15 protein-coding genes are annotated in these 16,822 nt (G+C 62.6%); 13 read left to right on the top strand and 2 right to left on the bottom strand.

The window, feature by feature from the left end:
* The first annotated feature begins 316 nt into the window (after nucleotides 1–316).
* The 3 genes from ASD12_RS15415 to ASD12_RS15405 all read left to right on the top strand — a co-directional run bounded on the left by ASD12_RS15415 (nucleotide 317) and on the right by ASD12_RS15405 (nucleotide 2,482).
* On the top strand, nucleotides 317–898 hold the full coding sequence (locus ASD12_RS15415) for a VOC family protein (protein WP_056587449.1): 582 nt from the start codon (nucleotides 317–319) through the stop codon (nucleotides 896–898).
* A 20-nt stretch (nucleotides 899–918) separates the two neighbouring features.
* Nucleotides 919–1,752, top strand: a complete 834-nt coding sequence (locus tag ASD12_RS15410; protein ID WP_056587446.1) for a glutathione S-transferase family protein — start codon at nucleotides 919–921, stop codon at nucleotides 1,750–1,752.
* Between the two features lie 361 nt (nucleotides 1,753–2,113).
* Complete coding sequence (locus ASD12_RS15405) at nucleotides 2,114–2,482, top strand: hypothetical protein (protein ID WP_056587444.1); 369 nt, start codon at nucleotides 2,114–2,116, stop codon at nucleotides 2,480–2,482.
* Between the two features lie 55 nt (nucleotides 2,483–2,537).
* On the opposite strand, the gene ASD12_RS15400 is transcribed toward ASD12_RS15405, so the two are convergent.
* Entirely contained in the window at nucleotides 2,538–2,753 is a 216-nt protein-coding gene (locus tag ASD12_RS15400) for a hypothetical protein (RefSeq protein ID WP_056587441.1), read from the bottom strand.
* Between the two features lie 514 nt (nucleotides 2,754–3,267).
* On the opposite strand from ASD12_RS15400, the gene ASD12_RS35325 reads away from it, so the two are divergent.
* From ASD12_RS35325 to phoB, 10 genes are all read left to right on the top strand, one after another.
* Entirely contained in the window at nucleotides 3,268–3,597 is a 330-nt protein-coding gene (locus tag ASD12_RS35325; RefSeq protein WP_244482858.1) for a hypothetical protein, read from the top strand.
* Nucleotides 3,598–3,636: 39 nt separating this feature from the next.
* Nucleotides 3,637–4,014: a DUF2865 domain-containing protein gene (locus tag ASD12_RS35320; protein WP_244482857.1), complete on the top strand. Its 378-nt coding sequence runs from the start codon at nucleotides 3,637–3,639 to the stop codon at nucleotides 4,012–4,014.
* 102 nt (nucleotides 4,015–4,116) lie between these two features.
* Complete coding sequence (locus ASD12_RS15390; protein ID WP_056587438.1) at nucleotides 4,117–4,353, top strand: hypothetical protein; 237 nt, start codon at nucleotides 4,117–4,119, stop codon at nucleotides 4,351–4,353.
* Nucleotides 4,354–4,997: 644 nt separating this feature from the next.
* Nucleotides 4,998–9,563 (top strand): PAS domain-containing protein, encoded by a 4,566-nt coding sequence (locus tag ASD12_RS15385; protein ID WP_056587435.1) that lies wholly within the window; start codon nucleotides 4,998–5,000, stop codon nucleotides 9,561–9,563.
* 522 nt (nucleotides 9,564–10,085) lie between these two features.
* Nucleotides 10,086–11,144, top strand: coding sequence for a phosphate ABC transporter substrate-binding protein PstS (pstS, locus tag ASD12_RS15380; RefSeq protein WP_056587432.1), 1,059 nt, complete (start codon nucleotides 10,086–10,088; stop codon nucleotides 11,142–11,144).
* Nucleotides 11,145–11,206: 62 nt separating this feature from the next.
* Nucleotides 11,207–12,196 (top strand): phosphate ABC transporter permease subunit PstC, encoded by a 990-nt coding sequence (gene pstC / locus ASD12_RS15375; RefSeq protein ID WP_056587429.1) that lies wholly within the window; start codon nucleotides 11,207–11,209, stop codon nucleotides 12,194–12,196.
* A 3-nt stretch (nucleotides 12,197–12,199) separates the two neighbouring features.
* Nucleotides 12,200–13,051, top strand: coding sequence for a phosphate ABC transporter permease PstA (gene pstA / locus ASD12_RS15370; RefSeq protein WP_056587426.1), 852 nt, complete (start codon nucleotides 12,200–12,202; stop codon nucleotides 13,049–13,051).
* Nucleotides 13,048–13,851, top strand: a complete 804-nt coding sequence (pstB, locus tag ASD12_RS15365) for a phosphate ABC transporter ATP-binding protein PstB (RefSeq protein ID WP_056587423.1) — start codon at nucleotides 13,048–13,050, stop codon at nucleotides 13,849–13,851. The genes pstA and pstB overlap by 4 nt, the downstream gene beginning before the upstream one ends.
* 25 nt (nucleotides 13,852–13,876) lie before the next feature.
* Complete coding sequence (gene phoU / locus ASD12_RS15360) at nucleotides 13,877–14,584, top strand: phosphate signaling complex protein PhoU (RefSeq protein WP_056587420.1); 708 nt, start codon at nucleotides 13,877–13,879, stop codon at nucleotides 14,582–14,584.
* A gap of 19 nt (nucleotides 14,585–14,603) precedes the next feature.
* Nucleotides 14,604–15,293: a phosphate regulon transcriptional regulator PhoB gene (phoB, locus tag ASD12_RS15355; RefSeq protein WP_010911896.1), complete on the top strand. Its 690-nt coding sequence runs from the start codon at nucleotides 14,604–14,606 to the stop codon at nucleotides 15,291–15,293.
* A gap of 16 nt (nucleotides 15,294–15,309) precedes the next feature.
* On the opposite strand, the gene ASD12_RS15350 is transcribed toward phoB, so the two are convergent.
* Nucleotides 15,310–16,557 (bottom strand): ROK family protein, encoded by a 1,248-nt coding sequence (locus tag ASD12_RS15350; RefSeq protein ID WP_056587416.1) that lies wholly within the window; start codon nucleotides 16,555–16,557, stop codon nucleotides 15,310–15,312.
* Between the last annotated feature and the right edge of the window lie 265 nt (nucleotides 16,558–16,822).

The following is a 16,822-nucleotide window of genomic DNA, read 5'->3' as shown; positions in this document are numbered from 1 at the left end:
CGCCGACCTCCAAATCAGTCGACAATCCATGAATCAGACTGGATTCGTCAGCGGAACCCCAAAACCTATGCCTGAGTCAATTCGTCCACACGGCCTAGCGTGCTGGGATTGGACGCAATTCGGTTTCGACCGAAGACCGCTAATCTCTCAGGTCTCCCTCAATCGCCCGATCCGGGTCGCGTTCGTGACTTCTGGCGCTGCGGGGCCGATTGCATTAGCATCGCGTCATGGGTCCTGAGGCACGGCTCCAGCGGCGCGCAGAACGCCGGGTGTTGGGCGGATCCGGACGGGCAGTCGATGCCTCGGAGGGAGACCAATGCAGAAATTGCAATCGCAGGGCGTTCATCACGTCACGCTGGTCGGCGCCGGGCGCCAGACCTCGATCGATTTCTGGGAGGGCGTGCTCGGCATGCCGTTCATCTTCGAGCAGCCCAACCTCGACAAGGCGAGCGAAAGCCATCTCTATTTCGATCCGGGCGACGGCCGGCTGATCACCATCTTCACTGATGAGAGCCGCACGCTGGAGAAGCGCCGCACGCCGACCGATCCGGGTTGCGTCCACCATATTGCCTTTTCGGTGTCGCGCGTCACCTTCTTGCAGGCGGTCGCCCGGCTTGACGAGCGCGGGATCAAGCACAGCGGCGTCAAGGATCGAGGCTTCATGGATTCGATCTATTTCGAGGATCCGCTCGGCCTGCTGATCGAACTCGCCTCCTACCGCTTCGAGCCGCCGGCGGGCTTCACCCATGCCGACGTGCTGATGGAAGCGCACCGACGGCGGGTCGCGCGCGGCGACTACAACATAGCGGAAGTGCATCTCGCCGATGCGATCCAGGCGCTCGTCGAGCGTTCCCGCGCAACCCTGTCGGATGACCGGGCAGCGAAGAACCCATACTGAAGAGACCAGAGGAGGAACACATGGCCAAGACAGCGACGAAGAGTGCTAGGAAACCAGCGGCCAAAGCAGCCGCCAAGCCTGCGGCGAAAGCCGCGGCAAAGCCGACGGCCAAGGCAGCCGCCAAGCCTGCCGCGAAGGCCAAGGCGAAGCCGGCGAAGAAACCTGCCGTGAAGCTCAGCATGCTGAAGCCCAGCGTCAACAACATGACTGTCCGGGTATTCGCGCGCGCGGCCGGGCTGGACACCGCCGAGACCGATGCCTGGGGCTACACCCGTTCGCCGGAATTCATGGCGCGAAACCCCGCCCATTTGACGCCGATGATCGAGGACAAGGGCCTTCCCAGAGGCGTGTTATGGGAAAGCTGCGCCATCATGCAATACCTCTCCAACAAGCATGGGCTGGGGAAATTCTATCCGAAGGCGCCGGCCAAGCGGGCGATGGTCGACAGCGCCATGTTCTACCTGGTCGGTACGCTCTACCCCTATGTGGCGCGGGCCACCTATCCGGCTCTCGGCTTCCCGCACTATGCCGGCGAGGTCGGCCACAGCGACGCCCACCCCGACAAGAAGTCGGAGGCCCAGAAGGCAGCCATGGCGGCGATTGCCGAGCCGCTGGAGGTGTTTCACAGCTTCTTCCGGGACGGCAAGCCGTTCATCGGCGGCACGCACCCGTCGATCGCCGATATCCGCCTGGCGGCGACGCTCGAATTCCTGGCGGTTATCGACTATCCCCTGCCCAAATGGGCGAAGGAGTATATGGCGGCGGTCGAGAAGAAGCTCGGCAACGCCTATAGCGAGCCGGCCGGCGACGTGCGCGGCTACATCGCCCATGTGAAGTCGCAGGCCAAGGCCTGAGCTTAAGGATTCGTTAACCTAAGCCCTGTCTACTGGAGGCAATTCGCTTTCGGGCCGCGACCACGGATGTACTGGCGCGGAACGTCGTAGCGATAGGAAAGGTCGGCGCTATGCCGGCCTTTTTGCTTTTCGCGCGCCACCTCTTTGTTTGACGCAATTCCGGGACGGAAAACCGTTTCACCTTTTCCTGGAATTGCTCTATCGCCGGGGCGGGGTCGAGCAGCGATCGGGCCACAGGCCTCGTCCGGTGTCGCCTTTTTTTGGCGTCAACTTTTGCCGAGAGAGATATTGTCATTGCCGGCATTGGCCCTACCATCCAGTTCGGCAAGGATGTCGGTCAGGCGTGAGACGAGGGCTGGCGATGAAAAGCGTTGCGAGGCGGGTTGCGGTTGCGGGCGTGATGCTGGCGGGCGCCGTTCATCCTTCAAATGCGGCCGAACTCAACACCATGAACGATGTCGGGGCCGCCATCCAGGCATGCTGGACACCGCCGGCGGACGCCGGAACTGCCAGCGTCACCTTGAGCTTCAGCTTCAAGCGGGACGGCACGCTGATTGGCCCGCCGAGGCCGACAGCCATCAAGGTGGATGGCGATGCCAAGGCGAAAAAATCGTTTGTCGACGCCGCGACAGCGACTTTGCAGAATTGCCTGCCCCTGACCTTCTCATCGAAGCTGGCGCAAGGGATCGCCGGCAACGTGTTCACGTTGCAATTCGCCTCTCCCAAATAACTCACGAGCGGCGCAAGCCGCATTGCCAAGGTGCGCTCGGCCCGTGCCGCACGGCTCAATGGTGACTGCGCCTTGCCTCGGCATGCCGGGCAAGGTCGGGCGTCTCGAAGACGTAGTCGTTCCAGGCCGATTCCGGAACCTGGCCAGCCAGATAGCATTCCAGCAACAGGCTTTGCTCGGGGTTGAGAGGCCGTGGCGCGCGCTCATGATCCAGCCCCAGCGAGTGAAAAAGGTTTCTTGTCAGGTCCGAGACCGTGAAGTGGATCGACATCTGTGTTCTCCTTTGGCCATTCAACGCCGGAGGCCGGGCAAAGGTTTCAAATGCGCCTGGCGGTAACGGGGGATTGATCCTGGGTTCGTCGCTGCGGACTCTCGACAATCGTCGTCGCATTGTTTTCGGGTTCGTCTCAATCTTGAAATAAAAATATAATATCGAATTTACAGGAGGCGACCTAATACACTATGTGAAGGTCTATTCAGGCTCAAAAGCTTGCAAAAATTAGACGTTACTCATTTGGTCTAAGCTCACCGAAGTCAAGGGTCGCAATTCCAGGTTCTCAGCAAGAAGGACCAAGTCGTCCCGATGATCCGTTTCTGGTCTCTCATGATGATCGCTCTGATATCGGTTCGGCGGTTTTGTTCGGCACGCTTTCGTCCTACGCGGACAGCTGCGGCGCAATCAGAAACCAGTTGCTTTCGGCCGGCCGCAGCGGCGGGGCGAGCCCGGAGCTTGCCCAGCTGCGCCGGCAACTCGCCGCTATCCAGAATATCGAGAGACAGCGACAGTGTACGGCGAAAAGTTCGCTCGGTGCCTCTTCAATGCCTACGCCGACCTCACTAGGAGCCGCACGGATGTGCAGCGCCGGATCGCTGCCGCGGCGAATTCGGGTGGGGATACAGCGGGCCTGCGAGCGCGGTTCGTCGCACTCGGCTGCGCGCCTTCGGCAAAGCAACAACGGCCCACACCCCCCACACCAGGGACCCAATCGGCGGGTGCGGCGCGCGGCGGCAATGCGATGCTGTTTAGCGTGCGCCTGTCGGACGGGTACTTCTTCCCTGCGCCAAAGTCGCAATTCGCCGCCAGCGGCGATCTGAAGGAGACGGCCGATCAGTGACGCTATATCTGCGATGATCCCAGCGTCGAGCTCTACACGTTGAGCGACGCCAGCCTCGAAACCGACCAGATGGTCGCGCTCGATACGCGCAAGCCCTATACCGAGCTGCCGGCCGCCTTCAGATACCGTGATGACGCGAATTTCAAGGCATGCGACGTCAAGCGCTACTACCAGCGGGTCACAGAACTGCGCGCCAGGACGGTGACGCCCGCCGACATGAGCAACGCCGACAGCAAAGCCGGATCTTGGCACCCCGGATCTCGGCAACCCAGATCTTGGCACCGTGGCAGCCGTTCCGGTGCCCGATGCCCAAGCCCCGAGCGCCGCCCAGCATCAGTCGATCGAGGCTGGCAAGCGGCCGGTGCGTGTGGTCGGCCCGGCCTTCTTCCCTGCCGACTGACCATCATTGACGGATGACCTGCTGCCGTAAGCCTTTTGCGATCCGGCTGGATCATGAAATCTGCCTGGAACAGAGAGGCGCTCACGGCGTTGTGATCGACATCAGCCAGGAGAAACGCCATGGCCACGTTCAGGGAAATGCGGGTGCTGGAGATCGTCGAAGACGGCTCCCTGACCGCCGAACAGAAAATCGCTGAACTGCGCGAGATTGAATCCGAGGCGCGCGGGCTTCAGCGGGCGGCCTCGGAGAGCCCGATGGCCGACGATGACGGCTGGCAGGACGATCTGCGTCGGGTTCGTCTCGCACTCGACAAGCTCGGTGCGAAAGAGCCGAAAAAGGGCGCCGCCTCGCTGTGAACGCAGGTTCACCGAAAGCTAGTTACGAAAGCTATTTACCGATCGTTTTCCTGTAATCTTATCCGAAGGCGGTTCCCACTTTTAGGGATCATGCTTCTAGTCGCAGATCATCCGAGCTCTCTTGCCGGGTTCGCTGACGTTCCTGCATGTGAGTGGTTTCGCCGGGGCGGACAGGGACGCTGACGCGGGCAACCTCGTCTGGTGCCGCCTGGGCGGCGCGGCGTGCGTCATGACCCGGCGCTCTGAATACCGCCCCGGCGGCTGTGGCGCCACCGGAAAGACGCCGTTTTCGACCTCGGATGGCCCATAGTCGACGTTCGGTGGCGGACGATCCCAAAAACGCCGGACATCGAGCGGTCTCGGGATGACGACGGTCCCGTCATAACTGCGCGAGCAGCCGCTGCCCAAAAGCAGCGCCAGCCCCATGAAAAAAGGCACAATCCGTCCACACATCAGCAATACCCCTGCCGTTGCTTATATAGCGGCTTTGCTCCCGCCGACAACGGGTCGGAACAACGCATGCCGCGCCGGGCGATCTGTCTAACCGGCCGTTAAGGTTAGCGGGTCGTTAATGCTTCTCGGGCACATTCCGCCGACGAACCGCGGGGGGAGGGTTCGGCCTTGGTTTTCGGGGTGGGGACGGCATGGCGGAAGCAGACGAAACAATCGGCGCGCGCGGCAAGCGGGGGCCTCGCAAACCCACAGCGCATGGCGATGATGCATCGTCGTCCGCGACTTGCATGGATTCGACCGATACGCTTCGCCAACTTGTCGAAGCCGGTTCGGACTGGGTCTGGGAGACCGACGCCGAACTGCGCTTCTCCTGGCTTTCGGAAAACTATCAGGCAGCCACCGGCATCGATCCGGCAAACGTGCTTGGCCGGTTCCGCTTCGACTTCCTCAACCAGGTCCTGAACGGTGACCGCACTGGCGCCGCGCATCTGGATGACCTGCAGGCGCACCGGCCTTTTCGCGACTTCGTCTATGAGTTCAAGGGTGGCAGCGTCGATTGCCGCTGGGTTTTGACATCGGGCTTTCCAAGGTTCGACGGCGAGGGAAGATTTGCCGGCTATCGCGGCATCGGGCGTAATGTCACCGCACTGGCCGGCGCCTTCAAAAGTCAGGAGCAGGGACCATCGGCGGATGGCGAACCCGACCAGCATCTGGCCGATCTCGAGCGGACGATGGACGCCATGCACATGGGCGTCGTGCTTCTCGACGCCAGGCTCGACACGCTGATCGTCAACAAGGCCTATCGCGACCTCTCCAGGATTCCGGACGGTGCCGTGACCGTCGGCGCACCGTTCAGCCTGTTGATGGAACTCAACCGCCGCAACGGTATCTATGGCGACATCGGCGAACAGCAATGGCAGCGCTACCTCGCCACCCGTACCGAGGAGATTCGCGCCGGCTCCGTCGCGCCGCGCGAGTTTGCACATGCCGACGGCCGGACGATGATGTTCTCGGTGACGGCGCTGTCCGGGGGCAAGCGGCTGTTGACCTATTATGAGGTCACCGAGATCAAGAATCGCGATGCCGAGATCGAGAGCGCCAACGCCAAAATCGCAGAGACCTTCGCCAATCTCCGCGCCATGGTCGACCAGATGCCGATCGGTGTCCTCGTCCTCGATGCCGATATGCGCGCCGAAGTCATCAACCGTGCGTTCTACGATTTCTGGCAGATCGACGCCCGGCGCGCCGAGATCGGCTGCAGCTTCCGCGATCTTATGGACGCCAGCCGCGATATCGACCCGTATGGTTCCGACGATGCGACATGGCAGCAGCACATAGCCGAGCGCGAGGCGGAAATCAGGGCCGGGACCACCGGATCGCGGCAGTTCCCGCGCAATGACGGCCGCACGCTGATCTCGTCGATGGCGCCGCTGGCCGGCGGCAGGCGGCTGATCTCCTATGTCGACGTCACCGATATGAAGGACCGCGAGGCCGAACTTGCCGACGCGCTGGAGAAAGCGCGACTGGCGGAAGCCGTGATCAACGCCGTCAAGGATCCGATCTTCGTCAAGGACGACCATCTGCGCTTCGTCTTCGTCAACGAGGCGTTCGCCGCCTTGTTTGGCCAGACGCCGCTAGCCATGCTCGGCAAGCCCGGCGGCGATTTCCTGTCAACGAACGACACCGCGCTTTTCGAGCAGAGCGAACGGGACGTGCTTGCCACCGGACGCGCTTACGAAGTGGAAGAGAATTTCGAGGCCGATGGCGCCAACCGCTCGCGTATCGTCAGGAAGAGCCGCGTCGGCATGGCCAGCGGCCGCAACTACGTTGCCGGTTTCCTGTTCGACATTTCCGAAATGAAGCGCCGCGAGACGGAAGCCGAGGATGCTCGTAAGAACCTTGCAACCGTGCTGGAATCCCTGCCGGCCGCCGTCATCATCTACGACCGCGACGATAAGTTCGTCTTCGCCAACCGCAAGCTGCAGGACACGCTGCCGGCGCTGAAGCCGTTCTGGCAGCCCGGCCGCACCTTCCGCGAAGCATTAGAGTTCGGCCATTCGGTCGGCTATTTCCGCTCGTGTGGCGATCCCGAGCTCGACAAGCTCTACGAGGTCGATGCCGAACGTTGGTCGGACGGCGTGCTGGCGCGCTACCGTCTGCCAAATTCGTCCTACGAGCGCCTCAATGCCGATGGGCGCTGGTACCAAGTCTACGACATGCGCACCGATGACGGCACGTTCATCGGCGTGCGCGTCGACATCACGGATATAAAGAGCCGCGAGGCGGCATTGCGCGACTCGATGCGCCAGATCGATCTGTTCCGGCACGTGCTGGACGAGTTGCCGGTGGCCGCCTTCATCAAGGCGCAAGACCTCAGCATCGAATTCGTCAACAAGGCCTGGTGCGCGATAACCGGCTTCGCCAAGGAGGATGTCATCGGCCGCACCGACCGCCAGCTATTCGGCGCGCAGGACGCCGATGGCTACAGTCAGGACGACACGCAAGTCGCCCTGACAGGCGCCGGCAAGGAGGTCGAGGAACCCGTCACCCATCTCGACGGCACGGTTCGGCAATTGATGACGCGCAAGAGCCGTCTGGTGGCGCTGGACGGGTCAGTGCATCTGGTCGGCTCCAGCACCGACATCACCGACGTCAAGGCGCGCGAGCGCGCGCTTGAAGAGAGCATGCGCGAGAACGAGGTGTTCCGCAGCCTGATCGACAATGTGCCGGTGTCGATCTACGCCAAGCGCTCCGACCTCAGGCAGTTCTACGTCAACAAGGGCTGGTGCGATCTCACCGGCTTCAGCAAGGAAGAGGCTATCGGCAAGACCGACATCGAGATCTTCGGGCCGGATGGCCAAGCCTTCGTCGACAGCGACCTTGCGGTCCTGCGCACCGGTGAAACGCAAGAAGTCGAAGAGACGGTGACGGCGGCCGACGGCAGCGTGCGACATCAGTTTGCTCGCAAGGGGGCGATGATCGCCTCCGATGGATCGCTCTACCTGATCGGCTCGACCACCGACATCACCGAGTTGAAGACGCGCGAGGCCGAACTGCGCGAGGCCCGGCAGCGCGCCGTGCTCGCCGATCGCGCCAAGTCGGAATTCCTCGCCAATATGAGCCACGAGATCCGCACGCCGATGAACGGGGTGCTCGGCATGGCCGAACTCCTGGCCAAATCGGACCTCGACCCGAAGCAGAAGACATTTACCGACATCATCGTGAAATCGGGCAACGCGCTGCTCACCATCATCAACGACATCCTGGACTTCTCCAAGATCGATGCCGGTCAGCTGGTGCTCGATCCGGCGCCCTTTAATCTTGCCGAGGCGATCGAGGACGTCGCGACGCTGGTATCGACACGCGCCAAGGAGAAGGACCTCGAGCTCATCGTGCGCGTCGAGCCCGGGCTTGGCGACCATTTCATCGGTGACGTCGGCCGCATCCGGCAGATCGTCACCAACCTGCTCGGCAATGCGGTGAAGTTCACCGACGAGGGCCATGTGCTGGTCGACGTGACCGGCGAACGGGTTCCGACGGGAACCAAGCTGACCATCTCGGTCACCGATACCGGCATAGGGATCCCCGCGGAGAAACTGAAACTGGTGTTCGAAAAATTCAGCCAGGTTGACACCTCCTCGACGAGGCGGCATGAGGGCACCGGACTTGGTCTTGCCATCACCTCGCGGCTGGTCGAACTGATGGGTGGCGACATCGGTGTCGAGAGCGCCGAAGGCAAGGGCTCGACCTTCTGGTTCACGGTGACGCTGCCCAAGGCCGGACAACAGAATGCGCAGCGCATCATGCCGGTGGACGTGACCGGCGCGCGCGTGCTGATCGTCGACGACAATGCCGTCAACCGGGCCATCCTGACCGAGCAGATGACATCGTGGACCTTCGATTCCTGCGCCGCAGAGAGCGGCGCCGAGGGCCTCAAGGTGCTCGTCGCCGCCGCCGCCTATGGCGTGCCGGTCGACTGCGTCGTGCTCGACTACCAGATGCCTGAGATGAGCGGCGCCGAAATGGCGCGGGTCGTGCGCAACACCGCCGGCCTCGCCGAGACGCCGATCATCATGCTGACCTCGGTCGATCAGTCGCTCGCCAACACCAGCTATCGCGATCTTGGCATCGATGCCCAGCTGATCAAGCCGGCGCGCTCTTCGGTGCTGCTGGAAACGCTGGTCGCCACCATCCAGCGGCATCGCCACAACACGAGCGGCAGCGACGCGCTGCCGCTCGCAGCCGACGTCGCTGCGAGCAATGTTGCGCGGTCACAGCCCTCGGCGCCGTCCGAACAGCGGGCACTGCTGCAACCGCCTTCGATTCGCCCCCGGCCACCCGTGACGGGGGGCGGCGACAGGCTGGATATCCTGGTGGCCGAGGACAATGAGGTGAACCAGATGGTGTTCACCCAGATTCTCGGCGAGACCGGCTATGGTTTCGAGATCGTCGGCAATGGCCGCAAGGCACTGGACGCCTTCGGCCGGCTCAATCCGTGCATGATCCTGATGGACGTCTCGATGCCCGAGATGAACGGGCTCGAGGCAACCGCCGCCATTCGCCGGCTGGAGGAAGAGACCGGCACGCATGTGCCGATCGTCGGCGTCACCGCGCATGCCCTGAAGGGTGATCGCGAGCGCTGCCTGGAGGCCGGCATGGACGATTATCTGCCCAAGCCGATCAGTCCCCGCGCCCTGCTCGAGAAGGTCGAGCGCTGGGTCGGCGTCAGCCGCCAGGCTCAGCGCAACGCCGGCTAAGGGCCGACGTCGCGCCGGTTCCGGCCGGTTGCGGGGAATGCGGCGAAGATTCGCGCCCCCGCCAGCGGCCAAGACTATGGCGCGATCGCACCATATCAAAGGCGGCAACCAGCCGAGACAATGGAGACATTCGAATTCCGCTCTTTCCAGTTACGGGCGGGAGCAGCGACCGCCGGCATGAGACAGCGTCAACCTACCCCAACGGACCTGTTTTCGGCGATGGCCCGGCCACGACACCGTCTGGCCGAGAGCAACGCGCTCCCGTCCGGATTTTCTTTGCCGAGGCGGCAGCCCCGAAACTTCAGGCCGGTCTCGGCCTGAAACGGCGCAAGTGCCTGATTCCGGGAGCAAAGCCGGGCTCAATCGGGAGTGCCGGCTGGCCGGCGTTTTCTCCACCCCGATGACGCGTTACCGGGGTGACATCAAACTGTCATGCGACTGTAATAATCGAAGGCTATTGGCCTCAGCGGGCGCCGAGAGGAATGGCGCCGAGAGACCATCTTCCGAACAGGAGCAGGCCACATGAGACATTTCATCCGCTCGGCGGCCGTTGCAATTGCAATGGCCGCGGCGTCCACTCTCACCCTTTCCGCTGCAATGGCCGCGGACATCTCCGGTGCTGGCGCTACTTTCCCCTATCCGATCTATGCGAAGTGGGCTGATGCCTACAAGAAAGAGACTGGCAACGGTCTCAACTACCAGTCGATCGGCTCTGGCGGCGGCATCAAGCAGATCAAGGCCAAGACTGTTACCTTCGGCGCCTCCGACGCGCCGCTGAAAGGCGAGGATCTCGAGTCTATCGGGCTTGTACAGTTTCCGATGGTGATGGGCGGTATCGTCCCCGTCGTCAATCTGGAAGGCATCAAGCCGGGCGAACTGGTTCTCGACGGCCCGACCCTCGGTGACATCTTCATGGGCAAGATCACGCAGTGGGACGACGCCGCGATCAAGAAGCTCAATCCGGATGCCAAGCTGCCTTCGCAGGCGATCGCGGTGGTGCATCGCTCCGACGGTTCGGGCACCACGTTCAACTTCAGCTACTATCTCGCCGACGCCAACGCCGACTGGAAGTCGAAGGTCGGCGTCAACACGGCTCTCGAGTGGCCGGTTGGCATCGGCGCCAAGGGCAATGAGGGCGTTGCAAACAACGTCTCGCAGACCGGCGGTGCGATCGGCTATGTCGAATACGCCTATGCCAAGCAGAACAAGCTCACCTACACTGACATGATGAACAAGGATGGCAAGAAGGTTGAGCCGACGGCGGCAGCGTTCTCGGCCGCAGCCGCCAATGCCGACTGGAGCTCGCAGCCGGGCTATGGCGTGATTCTCGCCAACCAGCCAGGTGCGGAATCCTGGCCGATGACGGCGGCGACATGGGTTCTTCTGTACAAGAAGCCCGATGATGCCGCTGCCACGGGTGAAGCGCTCAAGTTCTTCGCCTGGTCCTATGCCAAGGGCGACGAGATGGCCAGCGAACTCGACTACGTCCCGATGCCTGACAACGTGGTCAAGAGCATCGAGGACACCTGGGCCAAGGACGTCGTCGGCAGCGACGGCAAGCCGATCTACTCGGCCATGTAATCCTTGACGGGGAGGGCGCCTTCCAGGCGCCCTCCCGATTTTCTTTTGAACGCGAGGGCTAGATGACTACCGTTTCCGAAGCCATGCCATCGTTAGCCGCCATGCAGGCCAGGGAAGCAACGGTGCGGCGCTTCGCGCTCACGGATGCGATTTTCCGGGCGGCCACACGCTTCTCCGCCATTCTCGTTCTGCTGATCCTGGGTGGCGTCGCGATTTCGCTGTTCGTCGGATCATGGCAGGCGATGTCGACTTTTGGCGTGTCGTTTCTGACAACCGAGAGCTGGAATCCGGTTACCGAGAAGTTTGGCGCGCTGGCGCCGATCTACGGTACTGTCGTCACCGCAGCCATATCCATCCTGATTGCGGTGCCGATCGGCATCGGCATTGCGATATTCCTGACCGAGCTGTGCCCGCGGCCGCTGCGCCGGCCGATCGGCATCGCGGTGGAACTTCTGGCCGGCATCCCGTCGATCATCTATGGCATATGGGGCCTGTTCATCTTCGCTCCTTTCGTGCAGACCACGATCCAGCCTTTCTTCATCAACCTTTTCCATGACGTCCCGGTATTATCGAGCCTGTTTGCCGGCCCGCCCTACGGCATCGGCCTGCTGACATCGTCGATGATCCTTGCCATCATGGTGCTGCCCTTCATCACCTCGATCACCAAGGACGTCTTCGACACGGTGCCGGCGGTGCTGAAAGAGTCCGCCTACGGCATTGGCTGCACGACCTGGGAGGTTACGCGCCGCGTCGTCATTCCCTACACCCGCGTCGGCATCATGGGCGGTGTCATGCTGGGATTGGGCAGGGCGCTTGGCGAGACCATGGCGGTGACCTTCGTCATCGGCAACGCGCATCGCATCAGCGCCTCGCTGTTCGCGCCCGGCACGACGATTTCGGCGACCATCGCCAATGAATTCACCGAGGCCGATGGCGAGCTTTACACGTCATCGCTGATTGCTCTTGGCCTGATCCTTTTCGTCATCACCTTCCTGATCCTTGCCATCGCACGCTACATGCTGATGCGCATCGATCGCCGCACCGGAGCCTGACCGATGTCGACAGCCACATCGCTTCACCGCCGTCGCAAGACGACGAATTCCTTGATGATGACGCTTTGTCTGGTCGCGGCGGGCATCGGACTTGCCTGGCTGGCGCTCATTCTCGGCGCGCTTCTCTACAAGGGCCTCGCCGGCCTCTCGGTGTCGGTGTTCACCGAAATGACGCCGCCGCCCGGCGATGCCGGTGGCCTGCTCAACGCCATCTATGGCAGCGTGGTGATGACGGTCATCGCCGTCATCGTCGGCACGCCGATCGGCGTGCTGGCAGGGACCTATATGGCCGAGTATGGCCGCTTCTCACGCCTCACCACGATCGTGCGCTTCATCAACGACATCTTGTTGTCGGCGCCGTCGATCATCATCGGCCTGTTCGTCTACGAACTGCTGGTGCGGCCGATGGGGCATTTCTCGGCCCTTGCCGGTTCCGTCGCACTTGCCATCCTGGTCATCCCGGTTGTCGTGCGTACCACCGAGGACATGCTCAATTTGGTGCCGAACGCCTTGCGCGAGGCCGGCACCGCGATCGGCGCGCCGCGCTGGGTGGTCATCAAGTCGGTTGCTTACCGCGCCGCTCTTTCCGGTATCGTCACCGGCATATTGCTGTCGATCGCCCGCATCTCCGGCGAGACGGCACCGCTGCTCTTCACAGCGCTCAACAACCAATTCTGGTCTAGCAATCTCAACGCGCCGATGGCCAGCCTGCCTGTCACCATCTTCCAGTTCGCGCTCAGCCCTTACGAGGAATGGCAGCAACTGGCCTGGACCGGTGCACTCATCATCACATTGACGGTTCTCGCGCTCAGCATCGTTGCTCGCAGCCTGACCGGACGCAGAGAGGACAAATGAGCCAGATGTTGTCTCCAGACATGACGATCGCCGCCGAGGCCGCAGCCAAGGTCAAGATCGAGGTGAAGAACCTCAACTTCTACTACGGCCAGAGCAAGGCGCTGAAGGACATCACGCTGTCCTTGCCCGAGCGCAGCGTCACCGCCTTCATCGGGCCTTCGGGCTGCGGGAAGTCGACGCTGCTGCGCGTCTTCAACCGCATCTACGAACTCTATCCCAACCAGACCGCCGAGGGTCAGGTGCTGCTCGACGGCCAGAACGTTCTCGACCGCTCGCAGGATCTCAACCTGCTGCGGACCAAGATAGGCATGGTGTTCCAGAAGCCGACGCCGTTCCCGATGTCGATCTATGAAAACATCGCCTTCGGCATCAGGCTCTACGAGAAGCTCAGCAAGTCCGAGATGGACGGCCGTGTCGAGCAGGCGCTGAAGCGCGCGGCACTCTGGACCGAGGTCAAGGACAAGCTCAGCGCCAGCGGCCTCAGCCTCTCCGGTGGCCAGCAGCAGCGGCTCTGCATCGCCCGCACCGTGGCGGTGAAGCCGGAAGTCATCCTGCTCGACGAGCCGGCGTCGGCGCTCGATCCGCTGTCGACCGCCAAGATCGAGGAGCTGATCGACGAGTTGCAAGCCGACTACACGATCGTCATCGTCACCCACAACATGCAGCAGGCGGCGCGCGTGTCGAAGCAGACAGCCTTCATGTATCTGGGCGAACTGGTCGAGTTCGACCGCACCGAGAAGATCTTCACGTCGCCCCGCGAGAAGCGCACGCAGGACTACATCACCGGCCGCTTTGGCTGAGTTCAGGCATACGAGGGATAAGATCATGGGCGAACATACCGTCGCTTCTTTCGACGAAGATCTCGGTCAGATCAGCAGGCTCATCAGCGACATGGGCGATCTCGCCGGCTCGATGGTCGGCGGTGCGACCAAGGCGCTTTTGAATTCCGACAACGCCCTGGCACAGCGCGTCGTCTCCGACGATGCGATCATGGATGCGCGCCAGCGCGAGCTCGATGACCGCGCCATCACGTTGATCGCCAAGCGGCAGCCGATGGCCGACGATCTGCGCCATGTCGTCGGTTCGATCCGCATGGCCGGCGATCTCGAACGCATCGGCGACCTTGCCAAGAACATCGCCAAGCGCGTCGGTACCGTCGGCCTCAGCGTAACGCCGCGCGACCTGTCGCATTCGATCGACGGGATGGCGCAGCTGGTGCTGATCCAGGTGCAGGGCGTGATCGAGGAATATGCGGCGCGCGACGCCGCTGCCCTGGCGAAACTGCGTGCCGACGACGAACGCATCGACGTCAAGTACACTTCGGTGTTCCGCGAACTCCTGACCTACATGATGGAAGACCCGCGCAACATCACGGCCTGCACGCATCTGCTGTTCTGCGCCAAGAACCTCGAGCGCATCGGCGACCATGTGACCAACATCGCCGAAAATGCCTATTATGTTTTGACCGGTACGCAACTGCCCGCCAATCGTCCGAAGCAGGACGAAACGGCGATGTCCGCGCCGGCGGCATGACGACAGGGGTGACCAGTCGATGATCGCGCCACGCATCATGGTGGTGGAGGACGAGGAGCCGCTAGGCGTGCTGCTCCGCTACAATCTCGAATCCGAAGGCTACCAGGTCGAGGTGGTGACGCGCGGCGACGAGGCCGAGATCCGGCTGCAGGAGAACGTTCCCGACCTTCTCGTGCTCGACTGGATGGTTCCGGCGGTTTCCGGCATCGAACTCTGTCGTCGGCTGAGAATGCGCCCCGAGACCGAGCGGCTGCCGATCATCATGCTGACTGCGCGCGGCGAGGAGAGCGACCGCGTACGCGGCCTGTCGACCGGCGCCGACGACTATCTGGTCAAGCCGTTCTCGACGCCGGAATTCATGGCCAGGGTCAAGGCGCTGCTGCGCCGCGCCAAGCCGGAAGTGCTGTCCAGCGTGCTGAAGGTCGGCGACATCGTGCTCGATCGAGAATCGCACCGGGTCTATCGCAAGAAGAGCGAGATCCGACTCGGGCCGACCGAGTTCCGCCTGCTCGAGTTCATGATGCGCCATCCCGGCCGCGTGTTCTCGCGCAGCCAGTTGCTCGACAATGTCTGGGGCGAGACGATCTACATCGACGAGCGCACGGTCGACGTGCATGTCGGCCGGCTGCGCAAGGCGGTCAACAACGGCCGCATGCCCGACGTCATCCGCACCATTCGCGGGGCAGGTTACGCGATCCGCGAGGACTGAACCCGCCCGTCTGAATTCACGCCACGTTTTTGCCTACGACGCTTCCTCTCGCCTGCGCGCCCGGCGCGAAAATCTCCTGGTCGACGAAGGTCAGCGCGCGCATGGCGCAGCCTTCGCGGATCAGCGGCAGTTCGTTCGGCTCGGTGTCGAAGGAAATCGATTTCGAGTGCTGGCCGCCGGCGGTCTGGGCAATCGCCTCGCGCAATGCGGGCTCGATCAGGTCGAAGGCGGCGGCGCTGACGCCGACCATGGCAACGGGCGCCGGATCGATCAGCGCGAACAGGCTGCCGAGGCCGTAACCGAGCGCTTCGCCAGCCTTGCGATAGGCCTCGCGCTCGGGGCCATCCTTTTCGCGGGCCGCGGTCGCCAGGGCGCGCATGTCGGCGTCGCTGACGTCGGCGACAGGTTCTGCGTCCTCGCCCAGCTGCCTTGCATTGCGCCAGATGGCGTAGTTGCCGGCATAGGCCTCGACGCAGCCACGCCGTCCGCAGCGGCACAGAGCGCCGTTCGGCTGATGGATCATGTGGCCGAACTCGCCGCCCGAGGAATGGGTGCCGGTGAACAGCTCGCCTTTCAGCACCAGGCCCATGCCGATGCCGTGCGACAAGAGGATGGCGATGAAATCGTCGCGGTAGCGATCAGGATCGCGCCAGCGCAGCGCTATCGCCATCATGTTGCAGTCGTTCTCCACGGTGGCGGGAATGCCGAACTCGTCTTCGAGTATGTCGGCGAAGGCGATGTCGGTGTGCGGCGTGATCGGCGACCAAAGCATCGCGCGAGCATGGGTATCGGTGATGCCCTGGATCGCCAGCGCGATACGGGCGACGCTGCGGACGTCAAGATCGGGATCTTCGAGGCGGCGCCGCACGATGCCGACGCATTCGCCGATCAGCGCGTCGCGCGACATTGTCTGCGTGTCCAGCCGGCGCTGTTCCTCTGATATCACCTGGCCGGCGTAGTCGATGACGGCGACGGAGAGGAAATTCAGCGACAGCACCACGGTCATCACCGCCGCCGCTTCCGGATTGAGGCTGAGGCCGACCTGCGGCCGACCGCGTCTGAGTGAGCCGGCTTCGCTTGGCTTGCTTTCGGTCAGGATGCCTTCACCGATCAGGTCGGACGAGATCGCCGAGATGGTCGAATGGCTGAGGCCCGTGGTCGCCGCGATCTCGGTGCGGGACGGCTGTCCGGCGCGGCGCACGGCCGCAATCACCATCGCCCGGTTGCGCCGGCGCAAATCGTCGTGGCGGATTCCGACCGACATGTTTCTTCACATCCTCCGGGTCGCCGCGGTTCTTTCCTGCTCCTGGAACGCTGCCGTCAACGCGGTCAAATACTGGCAGAAGCGGTCGGCCCTGTCATTTATTTATTCCGAGGCTCGAAAAAAATTCGGAAGGACATCAAAATCCATCAGAATCGATGTTGACAGCGTTCGGGTGTTGGACCAGTATTTTTTCGAGGCTCGAAAAAATAGAGCCTCTGTGCCGGCCTTAGGGTCAGTCTGGTCGCGCCATACGCGGCGCAGGGAG

This window comes from Mesorhizobium sp. Root102 (assembly GCF_001425625.1).
GTDB lineage: Bacteria > Pseudomonadota > Alphaproteobacteria > Rhizobiales > Rhizobiaceae > Mesorhizobium.
Note: the sequence above shows the minus strand (reverse complement) of the source record. Positions and strands in the feature narration are given on the sequence as shown.

Bases quoted from the DNA above. Each gene is read 5' to 3' on its own strand.
- ASD12_RS15415 (WP_056587449.1), top strand. From the start codon at position 317: ATGCAGAAATTGCAATCGCAGGGCGTTCATCACGTCACGCTGGTCGGC.
- ASD12_RS15410 (WP_056587446.1), top strand. From the start codon at position 919: ATGGCCAAGACAGCGACGAAGAGTGCTAGGAAACCAGCGGCCAAAGCA.
- ASD12_RS15405 (WP_056587444.1), top strand. From the start codon at position 2,114: ATGAAAAGCGTTGCGAGGCGGGTTGCGGTTGCGGGCGTGATGCTGGCG.
- ASD12_RS15400 (WP_056587441.1), bottom strand. From the start codon at position 2,753: ATGTCGATCCACTTCACGGTCTCGGACCTGACAAGAAACCTTTTTCAC.
- ASD12_RS15390 (WP_056587438.1), top strand. From the start codon at position 4,117: ATGGCCACGTTCAGGGAAATGCGGGTGCTGGAGATCGTCGAAGACGGC.
- ASD12_RS15385 (WP_056587435.1), top strand. From the start codon at position 4,998: ATGGCGGAAGCAGACGAAACAATCGGCGCGCGCGGCAAGCGGGGGCCT.
- pstS (WP_056587432.1), top strand. From the start codon at position 10,086: ATGAGACATTTCATCCGCTCGGCGGCCGTTGCAATTGCAATGGCCGCG.
- pstC (WP_056587429.1), top strand. From the start codon at position 11,207: ATGACTACCGTTTCCGAAGCCATGCCATCGTTAGCCGCCATGCAGGCC.
- pstA (WP_056587426.1), top strand. From the start codon at position 12,200: ATGTCGACAGCCACATCGCTTCACCGCCGTCGCAAGACGACGAATTCC.
- pstB (WP_056587423.1), top strand. From the start codon at position 13,048: ATGAGCCAGATGTTGTCTCCAGACATGACGATCGCCGCCGAGGCCGCA.
- phoU (WP_056587420.1), top strand. From the start codon at position 13,877: ATGGGCGAACATACCGTCGCTTCTTTCGACGAAGATCTCGGTCAGATC.
- phoB (WP_010911896.1), top strand. From the start codon at position 14,604: ATGATCGCGCCACGCATCATGGTGGTGGAGGACGAGGAGCCGCTAGGC.
- ASD12_RS15350 (WP_056587416.1), bottom strand. From the start codon at position 16,557: ATGTCGGTCGGAATCCGCCACGACGATTTGCGCCGGCGCAACCGGGCG.